The following is a 15,165-nucleotide window of genomic DNA, read 5'->3' as shown; positions in this document are numbered from 1 at the left end:
GAACGCTCTTGTAAAAAATTGCTTAGGTATGGTTAGCCTTTAGCGCCAGTTTCTCTAGCACTCGCCCAACCGCAACAAAACCAAAGGTTGCCGTGACCACTGTGCTGGAGCCAAAACCGGTTTCACAGTTCATCTTGGTTTCTGTATCCCCTTTCTCACGGGTTTCACACACTGTACCGTCTGTCTGTGGGTATTTCAGTTGCTCCAATGAGTACACACATTCGATTTCGAAGCGTTTTTTGGTATCACGAGGGAAGTTATAGTTTCGACGTAGGAAGTTACGCAGCTTAGCCGCCAGCGGGTCTTGCTCTGTACGAGACAAATCAGCGATCTGCACTTTAGTTGGATCGATCTGACCACCCGCACCGCCAACAGTAATCAGCTTACGCTTATTACGCTTACACCACGCGATCATAGCGGCTTTTGGCTTTAAGCTATCGATCGCATCAATGATGTAGTCAAACGGCTGATCCAAGAGCTCAGGCACGTTATCCGTGGTGATAAAGTCTTCCACACAGTTTACTTGGCAGTTTGGGTTGATCAACTTAATACGCTCTGCCATCGCGTCCACTTTGGCTTTGCCAATGGTGCCATCTAGGGCGTGAATTTGGCGGTTGATGTTGGTGACACAGACATCGTCCATATCGATCAAGGTGATCTGACCAATGCCCGAGCGTGCTAACGCTTCCGCGCACCATGAGCCAACCCCACCAATACCAATCACACAGACGTGGGCTTGCTGGAAAAACTCATAGGCTGTTTGGCCGTAAAGGCGGCTAATACCGCCAAAACGCTGATCATCACTCACTCTTGAACTCCTTGCAGAATCTCGTCGATAAGGCAGAATGGCTCTACAATGTCAGATCCAGCTGATGAACGACTTCATTGTGTCATAGCAGTACCAACCGACGGACATCCCTGTCCGTGACGGTCGGATCGCCCATCCATGGGCTTAATACTTGCTATGACACAACTACATCTCAGCTAAGATCGAAACAACAGCACCATGCTAAGTTCGACAACTTCTACATCTATACGATTAATTAGGGTTTATGCTGCATCAAGTCTTAGAACAACTTGGCCTTACCGAACGTGAGACCATTCTTTATCAAACCTTGCTGAAATTGGGGCCAGCTTCGATTCGTGATATCGCCGAGCAATCCGGGGTCAACCGTGGTTCTGCCTACGAGTCGTTGAAGCAGCTGCAAAGCAAAGGGGTCGTCAGCTATTTTCCGAAAGGTAAACGCCGTTTCTTTATGGCGGAGAACCCTGAGATTTTGCTGAATCTCGCCGAAGAGCGTAAGCAAAACATCGAGAAAACCATCGACTCGCTCAAGCACACTATTATTCCAAGCTTGGTACAGTCCCAACCGACTTTCCATCATACCGATGTACGTTACTATGAAGGCGATGATGGCATCGAATGGGTATTGCGCGATATTTTAAACGTGGTGTCTCAGCAAGACCATAAGGAATACAGCGTATTTTCCTCGAAACCGATCCGTCCTTATCTATATCGCCCCTTTCCAACATACACCAAGCAGCGTATTAAGCTGGGCATCAAAGTAAAAGTTATTGCGCTTGGGGACGGCGGTGAAGACGCTGAGCTATCGGAGCGTAAGTGGATCAAAACCGAAGACAGTGTCGACGCCAGCTATATCGCTATCTATCCGCCGAAGTGTGCCATCATTTCTCTAGCGCGGGATAACTTCCCATCCGCGGTGGTATTGGAATCAAACGATATTGCCAAAGCCCAGCAGATTATCTTTGATACCCTCTGGAGGCTGCTTTAACTACCAGTCGATAAACTCTAGGATTGACTCCATTGGAGTCAGTCTAGGCCAATCAACTTGTAACGCATCACTCCAAAATTGATGCCTCTCGACTTCGTCATAGTCAGGCGATTTCCACTCAATGATATGGACGTTATTTGTTCGACCAGAGATAAGCTGATTTAGGTGATCATCTAATCCAGAGTATCCGAATAAAATCACTTCTTCTGACTCGGAAATACAACTGACTAAACGCTTCCAATAGGCTTTAAGTATTACTGATGAGGCGATAATTGAAGGCTTATGAGCAACATGTGTTAAAACAATATGACGACCACATTTATGGATTGTTGGATTACTAGCCTTCTTTACCTTACCTGATGACTCATAGAATAATGGAGATCCATGAAGGTGGAGGTAATAGCCAAAATTCTTTTGATATTTTCTCTCTAAATTTGATTCTTTAAAGCCAGCGCCCCAAATACCGTCAACTAGGTCACCATTATATCCATCTAAATGATCGCTCTTTAGTAAGTTATAGAGTAAGGGATCATAATTTAGTGTAGCTATGTGGGACTTAGTTTTTTTGATAAATTCACTCAATGGAGATGCAAAATCATCTGGTAGCTCATAACTTGAGTTATGAAAGACAGATGCAACGTCATGCACATAGTGTCTAATGACCATGGGGAAATTCTTCCCATGCTCTGTAAGCCAATGAAGGTTATTTTCTTGTAGCCCTTGTCCGACATTATCTAAGAAATTGCATGCAAATACTGAAGTCTGGAGCTTATCTAGATCGTCTTCACCTTCAGGAGATCCTTTTTTAGCAAGGCATGTTTCTATTAACGTTTTCGTTTCAGGGCTAAGGTATGTAGCAGGAAAAAAATCATTATCATCACTTGCTCCCCAAGTATCAGATAATGCTTTTGAAAGCAGGTAAAACTTGCTATCGAGAGCCATCCCTAAGCCATTACCAAAAATTATCGTTTTACGCCCAGACATTTCAAAGCCTCTTCCATGAATCGTTATCTGATTATATAAAAAAGCCCGAGTAAAGGCTCGGGCAACAGTGGAATAACATGGCTAGGCCATGTTGGCTTGCTTAAAAAGCGTTTCCATTTTTAACCAGCGAGCTGGTCGACGATTAAACCGCGTTCGGCCATTAGCTCTTGGATGTCATAGATGCTGTTGGGATCATCGATAGTGGACGGAATGGTGAATTCTTCACCTGAGGCGATCTGACGTAGTAGCTTACGTAGGATTTTACCGGAGCGGGTTTTCGGTAAACGCGGCACCACCATGGCGATTTTAAAGCACGCTAAGGCTCCGATCTCCTGACGAACTAAGGCAACCAGTTCTTCTTGGACACTGTCTGCCTGGTCTTCGTAGCCGTTTTTTAATAACACCAAACCTAGCGGCAACTGACCTTTAAGATCGTCGTTAATCCCGATAACACAGCACTCTGCTACAGCGTCGTGCATGGCGACCACTTCTTCCATTTCACCAGTTGATAAGCGGTGACCCGCGACGTTAATCACGTCGTCGGTGCGTCCCATAATAAAGACATATCCGTCTTCATCGATATAACCGCCATCACCTGAGGTGTAATAACCTGAATACACATCTAAATAGCTGGATTTAAAGCGGTCGATATCGCCCCAAATGGTCGGTAAGCAGCTTGGTGGCAATGGACGTTTAATAGCGATACTGCCCTGCTCCATTGGCGGTAGCGGCTCTCCTTGATCATCCAGCACGTGAACTTGGAAACCAGGAGAAGGCACTGTCGAAGAGCCAGGTTTGGCGATTTTCATTTCAAGACCGATCGGGTTGGCACAGATTGCCCAGCCCGTTTCTGTTTGCCACCAATGGTCGACAATACATTTGCCTGTTACGGCTTTGGTCCACTCATAGGTCGGCGGGTCTAAACGCTCTCCGGCCATAAAGATCACTCGAAGGCCTGCGAGATCTTCTTTATTCAGCAACTCGGCATTGGGGTCTTCTTTACGAATGGCACGAAAGGCTGTCGGCGCGGCGAACAACGTTTTAACATCATACTCTTTGCAAACACGCCAGAACTCACCCGCATTCGGTGTCATGATTGGCTTGCCTTCGTACATCACTGTTGTACAGCCGTAGATCAGCGGGCCGTAGACGATGTAAGAATGCCCCACTACCCAACCCACATCGGATGCCGCCCAGAACACTTCTCCTGGACTCATGTTGTAGATCGCTTGCATAGAATAATTGAGTGCTACGGCATGGCCACCGTTATCACGCACCACACCTTTTGGCTTACCTGTCGTACCAGAGGTATAGAGGATATAGAGCGGATCCGTTGCTTTAACGGGGGTACAGTCGGTCGGTTTTGCCTCGCTCACTGCATGGCTCCAGTCAAGATCTCGACCTTCTTTAAGCAGTGCAAGTTGTTGTTCTCGTTGATAAACAATGCAAGCATTTGGCGTGTGATCAGCTTGCTTAAGGGCTTCATCAAGTAATGGCTTATAGGCAATGACACGACAAATTTCGATGCCACAAGACGCGGTGACGATGGCTTTAGGCTTGGCATCGTCGATACGAACCGCAAGCTCATGAGCAGCAAAACCACCAAATACCACGGAATGTATGGCACCCAAACGAGCGACAGCCAGCATGGCGATTAAAGCTTGGGGGATCATGGGCATGTAGATAACAACGGTATCGCCTTTTTCGACACCTTGCTGTTTCAGCGCACCAGCAAACAAAGATACTTCATTAAGTAGTTCTTGGTAGCTGTAAGTCTTCTTCGTATCGGTGACGGGAGAGTCGTAGATTAGAGCCGTTTGCTCGGCACGGCCATTTTTCACATGATAATCGAGCGCTAAGTAGCAAGTATTTAACTCGCCATCAGCAAACCATCGATCCATCCCCTGTTCGTCCTGAGATAATACGGTTTTCGGGAATTTAAACCATTCCAAGGCTTGAGCTTTTTCACGCCAAAACGCCTCTGGCTCGGCGCAGGCTCGTTGATATTCTATTTGATATGACATGCAGGCAGACCTTTTATGTTTATTCTTTGCCAAACTCAGATTGTTGACAATCTTAAGCGTCAGAATCAAATATAGACCAATTATTAGCCAATAAATCTAATACTTAAGGCTAATATTTTGGCTTGTCTTATTTTTTGTCGACAAAGTGTCCTATTTTGCGACTTTGCTCAATCGCTTTAATACGTGCCGTTGCTTCGTTCAACTCCTTCAAAGCACGAGTATGGTCTAGGTCATTACTCGAAGAACCTAAATGCTCCTCTGCGTGCTGCTTAGCTGCCAGTGCTTCTTCCATATCCAGCTCACCCGCACGTTCCGCAAAGTCTGCCAATAAAATCACCTTGTGCGGCTGCACTTCCATAAAACCACCTGAAATAAAGATCATGTCCTCACTGCCATCTTCTTTTACCAAACGCGCGCTGCCGGCTTTTAACATGGTGAGAAGCGGTGCATGACCCGGGAAGACACCAACCTCGCCAAGCTCTGCTGCGACGACTATATAGCGTACGGGACTGGAAAACAGAGTACGCTCGGCACTGACGATGTCACATAAAATGGTACGGCTCATTAAAACTCCCTTTTACTTAATTAACTTGCGGGTTAATTGGAATGCATAAATCCTTCCAAGTTTGGTCAATGTACTCCAAATACTCACATATAATGTGACCATTAAAAGGATTATTAAAAACGGCAGGCATAAAAAAAGCAGCCAGTGGCTGCTTTTTTAGGACTGAAGCGTCGCGATTATTTTACGTGACGGTATTGTTGGATAGTACGTAGACGAGCTACGGCTTCCGCCAATTCAGCCGTTGCACGGCTGTAGTCCAAATCAGATTGTTGCTGATTCAACAGATCTTGAGCGTGTTTCTGTGCTTCAAGTGCTGCTGCCTCATCAAGATCGTCCGCGCGAATAGCGGTATCTGCTAAGACAGTTACACGGTGTGGCTGAACTTCTAGGAAGCCGCCAGAAACGAAGATAACTTCTTGTTCACCGTTTTGCTTAATCACACGAACAGGGCCTGGTTGCAACGTAGTCAACAAAGGCGCGTGACCTGGGTAGATACCTAGATCGCCATAACTACCTGCAGCCACAAGAGTCTCAACAGAACCTGAGAAGATCTCTTGTTCAGCGCTTACGATATCGCATTGTACCGTGATAGCCATAAGTTGCCTCTTTCAAGTCAGGCGTTGCCAGCGAGCCGTAACTCGCTGACACTGCGTGGATTAAAGTTTCTTAGCTTTCTCAACCGCTTCTTCGATGCTACCGATCATGTAGAACGCTTGCTCTGGAAGCTCGTCGAATTCGCCGTTTAGGATGCCTTGGAAGCCACGGATAGTGTCTTTCAAAGAAACGTATTTACCTGGAGCACCAGTGAATACTTCCGCTACGAAGAAAGGCTGAGACAAGAAACGCTGGATCTTACGAGCACGGTTTACTGTCTGCTTATCTTCTTCAGATAGCTCGTCCATACCTAGGATCGCGATGATGTCTTTAAGCTCTTTGTAACGCTGAAGTACTGTTTGTACGCCACGTGCTACATCGTAGTGCTCTTGACCGATTACTAGTGGATCAAGCTGACGAGAAGTAGAGTCTAGTGGGTCGATTGCTGGGTAGATACCTAGCGCAGCGATGTCACGAGACAATACAACTGTTGCATCCAAGTGCGAGAACGTTGTCGCTGGAGATGGGTCAGTCAAGTCATCCGCAGGTACGTATACCGCTTGGATAGACGTGATCGAACCAGTCTTAGTCGACGTGATACGCTCTTGAAGTACACCCATCTCTTCTGCAAGAGTTGGCTGGTAACCTACCGCAGAAGGCATACGACCTAGAAGTGCTGATACTTCAGTACCCGCTAGTGTGTAACGGTAGATGTTGTCGACGAAGAATAGTACGTCGCGGCCTTCATCACGGAATTTTTCCGCCATAGTAAGACCTGTTAGTGCTACACGTAGACGGTTACCTGGTGGCTCGTTCATCTGACCGTATACTAGAGATACTTTGTCGATTACGTTCGAGTCAGTCATCTCGTGGTAGAAGTCGTTACCCTCACGAGTACGCTCACCTACACCTGCGAATACAGAGTAACCGCTGTGCTCGATCGCGATGTTACGGATAAGCTCCATCATGTTTACGGTTTTACCTACACCGGCACCACCGAACAGACCAACTTTACCACCTTTCGCGAAAGGACAAACAAGGTCGATTACCTTGATACCCGTTTCTAGAAGTTCGTTACCTGATGCTTGATCAGCGTAAGATGGAGCTTCGCGGTGGATAGACCAACGCTCTTCTTCACCGATTGCGCCTTTCTCATCGATCGGGTTACCTAGAACGTCCATGATACGACCTAGAGTTTTTGTACCAACCGGTACAGACACAGGCTTACCAGTGTTTTGAACTTCTAGGTTACGCTTAAGACCTTCTGTAGAACCCATGGCGATAGTACGTACGATACCGTCGCCTAGCTGTTGTTGAACTTCCAACACCAGCTCTTTACCCTCGATAGTGAGGGCGTCGTATACTTTTGGCACATTGTCGCGTGGGAATTCCACGTCGATTACCGCGCCGATAATCTGTACGATTTGTCCGCTACTCATGTTCGGATCCTCTTAATACCTTGATACCTTAAACCGCTGCCGCGCCGCCAACAATCTCAGAAATTTCCTGAGTAATGGCTGCCTGACGTGCCTTGTTGTATACCAACTGCAACTCATCAATGATGTTGCCCGCGTTGTCGGTTGCGTTCTTCATAGCCAGCATTCGAGCGGCTTGTTCACACGCAATGTTTTCAACAACGGCCTGGTACACCTGAGATTCGATGTAACGAACCAAAAGATCGTTTAGGATCTCGACTGCATCGGGTTCGTACAAGTAGTCCCAGTGGTGTTTCAGTTCTGCATTTTCTTCTGCTTGTAGCGGCAAAAGTTGCTCGACATTTGGTTTCTGAGTCATTGTGTTAACGAACTCGTTAGACACCATAACTAGACGGTCGATGCGACCTTCATCAAACGCATCCAACATAACTTTAACACTACCAACCAAACGTGACGCTTCAGGCGCATCACCTAGGCCAGTTACTGCCGCAGCTACATTACCACCGTAGTTTTTGAAGAAAGACACAGCTTTTGAGCCAACAGCACAGATCTCAATTTCGACCCCTGCTTCAACGTATTGCTTCATGTCTTTGATCGCAGCTTTAAACGCGTTTACGTTCAAGCCACCACACAAACCACGGTCACTGGATACGATGACGTAACCAACTCGCTTGATTTCACGCTCGGTTAGGTAACGGTGCTTATACTCAGGATTCGCGTTAGCCAAGTGACCAATCACCTGACGAATACGATCTGCATACGGACGAGAAGAGGCCATACGATCCTGAGCCTTACGCGTTTTACTCGCAGCAACTTTTTCCATTGCGCGGGTAATTTTTCGCGTATTGTTAATGCTCCCAATCTGAGCGCGTATCTCTTTTCCGACTGCCATATTAGACCTGCCCTTGTGAGAATGTTAATTCACAAACTGCAGAGATGATTGGTGGCTGGCACGCCAGCCACCAAGTCATTACCAAGTTTGTGTCGCTTTAAACTTCTCAATCGCTGACTTGAATGTACCAGCGATTTCGTCGTTGTAATTACCAGACTTGTTGATGTCTTGCATCATCGCACTGTGCTCGCTGTTCATGTAGCTCAACAATGCTTTTTCAAAGCTAGCAATTTTGCTTGTATCAACATCTGCAAGGTAGCCTTCGTTGGCAGCGTAAAGAATTACGCCCATGTCACCTACTGACATTGGACTGAACTGAGCTTGTTTCATCAATTCAGTTACTTGCTTACCGTGCTCAAGTTGCTTACGAGTCGCATCATCAAGGTCAGAAGCGAACTGAGCGAATGCCGCCAATTCACGGTACTGAGCTAGAGCAAGACGGATACCACCACCTAGCTTCTTGATGATCTTAGTCTGCGCTGCACCACCTACACGAGATACCGAGATACCAGCGTTCATCGCAGGACGGATACCGGCGTTGAATGAGCTAGTTTCTAGGAAGATCTGACCGTCAGTGATAGAGATTACGTTCGTTGGTACGAACGCAGATACGTCACCACCTTGAGTCTCGATGATAGGTAGAGCAGTCAAAGAACCTGTTTGACCTTTAACTTCACCGTTAGTGAACTTCTCTACGTATTCTGCGCTTACGCGAGACGCACGCTCTAGTAGACGAGAGTGCAAGTAGAAAACGTCACCTGGGTATGCTTCACGGCCTGGTGGACGACGTAGTAGCAATGAGATTTGACGGTAAGCCCAAGCTTGTTTCGTCAAGTCATCAAATACGATCAATGCGTCTTCACCGCGGTCACGGAAGTATTCGCCCATAGTACAGCCAGAGTATGGAGCCAAGAACTGCATTGCTGCAGGATCAGCGGCACCCGCTACGACAACAGTGGTGTATTCCATTGCGCCGTTTTCTTCAAGCTTACGTACTACGTTAGCGATAGTAGATTGTTTCTGACCGATCGCAACGTACACACACTTAATGCCAGAGCTTTTCTGAGCAATGATAGTGTCGATTGCTAGAGCGGTTTTACCGATCTGACGGTCACCGATGATCAACTCACGCTGACCACGACCGATTGGCACCATTGAGTCAATCGCTTTGTAACCAGTTTGAACTGGCTGATCAACGCCTTGACGAGCGATTACGCCTGGTGCAACTTTTTCAACTGCATCAGTCATTTTCGCTTCTACTGGGCCTTTACCGTCTACTGGGTTACCTAGTGCGTCAACAACGCGACCAAGTAGCTCAGGGCCTACTGGTACTTCAAGGATACGACCAGTACATTTTGCTTTTTGACCTTCTACAAGGTCTTGGTAGTTACCTAGTACTACGGCACCTACAGAGTCACGCTCTAGGTTCAATGCCATACCATAGACACCACCAGGGAACTCAATCATTTCCCCGTACATTACGTCAGCTAGACCGTGGATCAATACGATACCGTCTGCAACGCTGACAATTGTGCCCTCATTCTGGGCATCTGAAGACACATCAAGTGACTCGATGCGCTTCTTAATGATCTCGCTGATCTCAGATGGATTCAGTTGCTGCATGCTAAATTCCTCAACCCTGGTTTCACAGATGAAACCTTAGGAGTTTATCGCTTCGGCCAGTTTCGCCAGTTTTCCGCGTACTGAACCGTCGATGATTAAATCACCGGTACGGATTACCACGCCACCAATAAGGCTTGCGTCTGTTTCACTGCTTAAATTGACGTTACGGTCCAATTTTTTACTCAGTGAAGCGGCCAGTGTTTGCTCTTGTTCTGCTGATAACGCAAAAGCGGATGTGACAACCACATCAACTGCTTTCTCGTAGTTCAGTTTGAACTGCTCAAATAACTCAGAAATCGCTGGAAGAAGCGTTAGACGCTTATTCTCAGCAAGACCTAACAAGTAAGCCTTGCCTTGCTCAGTGACTACTTCGTTGCACACTTCCGCTAGAGCTGTTGCCTTCTCTTGCGCACTAAAAGCTGGGTTCTGAAGCGCTTCGTTTAGCTTGGCTTCTTCTGTAGCAGTAGCCAATATGCTTAGCATATTGGCCCACTCAGCTACTTGGCCTTGCTCACGAGCGACTTCAAAAGCGGCTTTGGCGTATGGTCGCGCGACTGTTTTTAATTCAGCCATAGGACCCTCGCTTATAGCTCTTTGGCGAGTTGTTCAACGATCTCGCTGTGTGCTTTTTCGTCAACGCTGGCGCCCAAAATCTTCTCTGCACCGGTAAGAGCTAGAGCTGAAACTTGAGTACGTAGTGCTTCTTTAGCACGTACAACATCTTGTTCAATCTCTGCTTGAGCTGCATCACGTAGGCGTTTGCCGTCTGCTAGCGCTTGCTCTTTCGCTTCATCAATGATTTGGTTAGCACGTTTGTTGGCTTGTTCAATAATCTCGGCCGCTTGTTCCTTGCTTTCACGTAGCGTTTGAGTAGCTTTTTCTTGAGCTAGCTCTAAGTCACGTGAAGCGCGGTTAGCTGCTTCCAAACCGTCCGCGATTTTCTTGCTACGCTCTTCGAGCGCAGCAATCACTGGTGGCCACACAAACTTCATGCAGAACCACACAAAAATCGCAAACGAGATAGCTTGGCCTATTAGTGTGAGATTAATATTCACGCAAATATCCTCGCTCTAGTCGTTCAAAATTAATAATTCACTTTTCGTCAAAGCGAAATATTAGCCAGCAACCTGAGCAATGAATGGGTTTGCGAAAGTGAAGAACAATGCAATACCAACACCGATCATTGTTACGGCGTCAAGAAGACCCGCTACGATGAACATTTTAACCTGAAGCATTGGAACCATTTCTGGTTGACGCGCAGCGCCTTCCAAGAATTTACCACCAAGTAGACCAAAACCAATCGCAGTACCTAGGGCACCTAGACCGATAAGAAGGGCTACAGCAACAGCGGTTAGACCAACTACAGTTTCCATTTTAACTCCTAATTTTCACAGTTTTTAAGATTTCAAGGTTTAAAAAATCGTTATTACAACGCGATCTTAGTGATCTTCGTGCGCCATACTCAAGTAAACGATGGTCAGCATCATGAAGATGAATGCTTGCAGTACGATTACTAGAATGTGGAAGATCGCCCAAGGCACAGACAGAGCCCATTGAATGCCCCATGGCAAGATCGCGATCAAGATGAAGATCAATTCACCAGCGTACAAGTTACCGAAAAGTCGTAACGCTAGAGAAACTGGCTTAGCAAGAAGACCAACCCCTTCCAACAGTAGGTTGAAAGGCATCATCCATTTGCCGAAAGGCTGTAAAGTCAACTCTCCAACGAAGCCGCCTAGGCCTTTTACTTTGATGCTGTAGTAAACAATCAAAACAAAGACAGAGATCGACATACCAAGAGTTGCGTTCAAATCTGTAGTCGGAACCACACGGAAGTATGGTACGCCTAGCAATGATGCTAGGTGCGGCAAGAAGTCTACCGGTACCAAGTCCATAAGGTTCATCAAGAAGACCCAAACAAAGATCGTCAGTGCCAACGGCGCGATGACTTTGTTTTTACCGTGGAATGTTTCTTTGACACTCTTGTCAACGAATTCCACCATTAGCTCAACGAAGTTCTGAAGACCAGAAGGTGTATCTACCGATACTTTCTTCGCTGCTTTACGGAATAACCATAGGAATAGGATACCTAGGCCGATCGAGAACAACATCGTGTCCAGGTGAATCGCCCAGAACCCCATTGCCGCAGCTTCTTCAGCACCGTGGGCAATGCCCCACGAACCATCAGGATGTTGACCAAAGGTCAAATTCTGAAGGTGGTGCTGTATGTAGCTTGACGCTGTGAGATTTTCACTTGCCATATTTACATCCACACTTTTTCAATGATTAAAACCGTTTCCCTTCTGCGGTCAGTACTTTAACAGCAGTGGGCTGAGCCAATGGCTCAAAATTGCGATACCGAAGCCGGCAAATAGTGCGCCGGGGGCAATGGGCTTAATAAAAATAAACACGGCCGATAACAGTATTGCCGTGAGCACCAACTTGCCTGCTTCACCTCGATAAAATGACTTCACCACATCTTTGGCTGGGCGAGTCCCGGAGTGGCCAAATACGCGCCACGCCATATATAAACTTGGAATTATGCTAGCCAGAGCACCCGCTAAAAATGAGTACGCGTGTAGACCATCATAAATGCCAAAAATTCCAACGCTAAGACAAAAAACTAACACTAATTGTGTTGCAATAAAGCGAAACACGGCACGTTTTTTGGCGGCTAATAAAGCACTCGCCTTGAGCGGTTTGCTATGAGCCATTATTTCCCCTAGCTTGACGCACCATTGTGACGCATCGAAATAAGCACACAATGTGATCAAATTTAAAATCCGACGCATTATATGGGTTATATTCAGGCGGTTCAATACAAACACGGCACAGAAAGTGCACTATTAGCCTAATGTCTACTATATTGATGCGTTATCGCACCAAAGTTGTGTTTAAAGTCCGAAAAGTTCGCTCATCATGGACTCTAAATGTGCTTGATCGCGGTACTCAATCACCAATTTTCCTTTGCCTTTAGCGTTGGCCTGGATTTTCACTTGAGAATCAATTTTATCTGCAATGCGCGCCGCATGTTCGCTGTAATCCGGTAATGATGGTTTCTCATGCGCAGTCTGAGGCTGTTGGTAAGACTTCACCAACTTTTCCGTTTCGCGAACAGACAACGATTTCGTAATAACAATTGACGCTGCCTGAGCTTGGTACTCGGTTTCTAGACCTAGCAGAGCTCTAGCATGCCCCATTTCAATGTCACCGTGTTCAACCAAACGACGCACATCTGGGGTCAAGTTAAGTAAGCGCAGTAAGTTGGCCACAGCAGAACGTGATTTTCCTACAGTATCAGCCACTTGCTGTTGGGTTAAGCTAAACTCTTCAACCAAACGCTGTAACGCAACCGCTTCTTCGATAGGGTTGAGATCTTCACGCTGAATATTTTCAATTAACGCTAAGACTACTGCATCCGAATCTTCTACATGACGAATGATGACTGGTACTTTATCAAGCCCAGCGATTTTAGCCGCGCGCCAGCGTCGCTCACCAGCGATGATTTCGTAGCGTTGCTCCCCCAGTGGTCGAACCACAATCGGTTGCATGATGCCTTGATTACGAATCGAGTTCGCTAGTTCATCTAGCTGATTTGGGTTCATGTCGCGGCGCGGCTGAAATTTACCTTTACTCAGCCAATCAACAGGCAAGTAAGTCAAACCTTGAATGGTTTGATCATTCGTTGCAGAAGTATTGTCTGCTCCGTCACCATCTTGAGCAGGAGCCGCTTTGGGTGCTAGCAGAGCATCTAAGCCACGACCTAAGCCGCGTTTTTTCATCGTCATTCTAATCAACCTTTATTAAGAATGGTGACTACGCAGCCACTGCGCGTTTGCGAATAAATTCGCCCGCTAAGGCGAGGTAAGCAACCGCGCCACGGGACTGTTTTTCATAATGTAGGACAGGCAAACCGTAACTTGGCGCTTCGGCGAGTCGAATATTTCTTGGAATCACAGTGTCGAACACTTTATCGCCAAAGTACTCCACCAATTGTGTCGAAACATCATGGGTCAAACTTGGACGTGGGTCGTACATGGTTCTTAAGATCCCTTCGATTGCCAAGGCTGGGTTCAGTGCCGTCGAGATCGTTTCAATGGTTTGCAGCAGGGCTGTTAGGCCTTCCAATGCGTAATACTCACATTGTACTGGAATCAATACGCCTTGCGCGGCTGCCAGCGCATTCACCGTCAACATATTCAACGATGGAGGACAGTCCAGTAGCACGTAATCAAAGTCGTTTTCGACTTCGTATAGGCTAGCCCGCAAGCGCGTTTCTTTACTTGGCAAATCCAACAGCACAACTTCTGCACCCGTTAAATCACCGTTTGCAGGCAGTACAGTATATCCAGCCGTTTCGCTGTAGGTCATCGCCTCTTTCACACTATGGGTGCCAACCAAGACATCGAACACAGTTTTTTCAAGATCATCTTTCTGCAAGCCACTGCCTGTGGTGGCATTGCCCTGCGGATCTAGGTCAATCAGCAATACTCGACGTTTCATGGCACTCAAGGAAGCGGCCAAGTTGACACAAGTTGTCGTTTTGCCAACACCACCTTTTTGATTGGTCACTGCGATGATACGCGCCATAGCTAACTATCCTTTGCGAGTCATGATCACCATATGACGCTCAGCATCAATGGTAGGAACGCTCAATGGTTTGATCTCTTGTACTACCACGGTGTCTGGCAGTTGGGCCAGTTCATCATCCGGGTAGACACCTTTCATAGCTAAGAAATTACCATTTGCCGACGGTAATGGTAAGCACCAATTAATCATGTCTTCAAGTGATGCAAACGCACGCGATGTCACATGGTCATAAACACCTTGATGTGCATGCTTTTCCACTCGCTCATTAACAACGGTGACGTTATCTAGCCCCATTTCCATCTTAACTTGCGTCAAAAAGCGCGTCTTTTTACCGTTACTGTCGAGTAAAGTGAAATCATGATCTGGTAAACAGATGGCTAAAATCATCCCTGGCAAACCAGGACCAGTGCCCACATCAATGACTTTTTTACCTGTAATAAATGGCAAGGTCGCCAAACTGTCTAAAAGGTGCAGCGACACCATTTTGTCAGCATCACGAATAGCCGTCAGGTTGTAGGCTTTGTTCCACTTTTGCAGTAAGCCTAAGTATTGAACAAGACGCTCAACGGTCTCATCAGAAAGCGAGATGCCCATGTCGTTGGCACCTCGCTTGAGGGTATCAAAATAACTCACAATCGTTCCTAGAGTGCAATTCTATTGGTTG

The 15,165-nt window shown here is 46.7% G+C and carries 17 protein-coding genes; 1 reads left to right on the top strand and 16 read right to left on the bottom strand.

Annotation, left to right across the window (positions count from 1 at the left end; all coding sequences use genetic code 11):
- Positions 1-22: 22 nt before the first annotated feature.
- Positions 23-808 carry a tRNA cyclic N6-threonylcarbamoyladenosine(37) synthase TcdA gene (tcdA, locus tag C8D85_RS08440; protein ID WP_133561592.1) on the bottom strand — a complete coding sequence of 262 codons (786 nt, stop codon included), beginning with the start codon at positions 806-808 and terminating at the stop codon, positions 23-25.
- Positions 809-1,052: 244 nt separating this feature from the next.
- Between tcdA and C8D85_RS08435 the strand changes: the two genes are divergently transcribed.
- Positions 1,053-1,793 carry a TrmB family transcriptional regulator gene (locus C8D85_RS08435; RefSeq protein WP_133561590.1) on the top strand — a complete coding sequence of 247 codons (741 nt, stop codon included), beginning with the start codon at positions 1,053-1,055 and terminating at the stop codon, positions 1,791-1,793.
- Here the strand turns inward: C8D85_RS08435 and C8D85_RS08430 are convergent, their stop codons facing one another.
- The 15 genes from C8D85_RS08430 to rsmG all read right to left on the bottom strand — a co-directional run bounded on the left by C8D85_RS08430 (position 1,794) and on the right by rsmG (position 15,134).
- On the bottom strand, positions 1,794-2,777 hold the full coding sequence (locus tag C8D85_RS08430; RefSeq protein WP_133561588.1) for an SIR2 family protein: 984 nt from the start codon (positions 2,775-2,777) through the stop codon (positions 1,794-1,796).
- Positions 2,778-2,896: 119 nt separating this feature from the next.
- Entirely contained in the window at positions 2,897-4,834 is a 1,938-nt protein-coding gene (locus C8D85_RS08425) for a propionyl-CoA synthetase (RefSeq protein WP_280524919.1), read from the bottom strand.
- Between the two features lie 94 nt (positions 4,835-4,928).
- Positions 4,929-5,366: a F0F1 ATP synthase subunit epsilon gene (locus C8D85_RS08420; protein ID WP_133561583.1), complete on the bottom strand. Its 438-nt coding sequence runs from the start codon at positions 5,364-5,366 to the stop codon at positions 4,929-4,931.
- Positions 5,367-5,542: 176 nt separating this feature from the next.
- A complete protein-coding gene (locus C8D85_RS08415) occupies positions 5,543-5,962 on the bottom strand; it encodes a F0F1 ATP synthase subunit epsilon (protein WP_133561581.1) in 420 nt (139 codons plus the stop codon).
- Positions 5,963-6,022: 60 nt separating this feature from the next.
- Entirely contained in the window at positions 6,023-7,399 is a 1,377-nt protein-coding gene (gene atpD, locus C8D85_RS08410; RefSeq protein WP_133561579.1) for a F0F1 ATP synthase subunit beta, read from the bottom strand.
- 28 nt (positions 7,400-7,427) lie between these two features.
- On the bottom strand, positions 7,428-8,288 hold the full coding sequence (atpG, locus tag C8D85_RS08405; RefSeq protein ID WP_133561577.1) for a F0F1 ATP synthase subunit gamma: 861 nt from the start codon (positions 8,286-8,288) through the stop codon (positions 7,428-7,430).
- A 78-nt stretch (positions 8,289-8,366) separates the two neighbouring features.
- Complete coding sequence (gene atpA / locus C8D85_RS08400) at positions 8,367-9,911, bottom strand: F0F1 ATP synthase subunit alpha (RefSeq protein WP_133561575.1); 1,545 nt, start codon at positions 9,909-9,911, stop codon at positions 8,367-8,369.
- Between the two features lie 36 nt (positions 9,912-9,947).
- The gene (locus C8D85_RS08395; RefSeq protein WP_133561573.1) at positions 9,948-10,484 is read right to left on the bottom strand and encodes a F0F1 ATP synthase subunit delta; all 537 of its coding nucleotides are present in this window, start codon (positions 10,482-10,484) and stop codon (positions 9,948-9,950) included.
- An 11-nt stretch (positions 10,485-10,495) separates the two neighbouring features.
- Complete coding sequence (locus tag C8D85_RS08390) at positions 10,496-10,966, bottom strand: F0F1 ATP synthase subunit B (RefSeq protein WP_133561571.1); 471 nt, start codon at positions 10,964-10,966, stop codon at positions 10,496-10,498.
- 60 nt (positions 10,967-11,026) lie between these two features.
- Positions 11,027-11,284, bottom strand: a complete 258-nt coding sequence (gene atpE, locus C8D85_RS08385; protein WP_055462623.1) for a F0F1 ATP synthase subunit C — start codon at positions 11,282-11,284, stop codon at positions 11,027-11,029.
- Positions 11,285-11,350: 66 nt separating this feature from the next.
- Complete coding sequence (gene atpB, locus C8D85_RS08380; protein ID WP_133561569.1) at positions 11,351-12,172, bottom strand: F0F1 ATP synthase subunit A; 822 nt, start codon at positions 12,170-12,172, stop codon at positions 11,351-11,353.
- A gap of 48 nt (positions 12,173-12,220) precedes the next feature.
- Positions 12,221-12,625, bottom strand: a complete 405-nt coding sequence (locus C8D85_RS08375; RefSeq protein ID WP_133561567.1) for an ATP synthase subunit I — start codon at positions 12,623-12,625, stop codon at positions 12,221-12,223.
- Between the two features lie 180 nt (positions 12,626-12,805).
- Entirely contained in the window at positions 12,806-13,699 is an 894-nt protein-coding gene (locus C8D85_RS08370; RefSeq protein WP_133561565.1) for a ParB/RepB/Spo0J family partition protein, read from the bottom strand.
- A 28-nt stretch (positions 13,700-13,727) separates the two neighbouring features.
- Positions 13,728-14,501, bottom strand: coding sequence for a ParA family protein (locus C8D85_RS08365; RefSeq protein WP_133561563.1), 774 nt, complete (start codon positions 14,499-14,501; stop codon positions 13,728-13,730).
- A 6-nt stretch (positions 14,502-14,507) separates the two neighbouring features.
- Positions 14,508-15,134, bottom strand: a complete 627-nt coding sequence (gene rsmG, locus C8D85_RS08360; RefSeq protein ID WP_133561561.1) for a 16S rRNA (guanine(527)-N(7))-methyltransferase RsmG — start codon at positions 15,132-15,134, stop codon at positions 14,508-14,510.
- Positions 15,135-15,165 lie beyond the last annotated feature (31 nt).

The organism is Marinomonas communis (assembly GCF_004363305.1).
GTDB classification, from domain to species: Bacteria; Pseudomonadota; Gammaproteobacteria; order Pseudomonadales; family Marinomonadaceae; genus Marinomonas; species Marinomonas communis.
The sequence above is the reverse complement of the archived record's forward strand: the minus strand, read 5'-3'. Positions and strand labels throughout refer to the sequence as shown.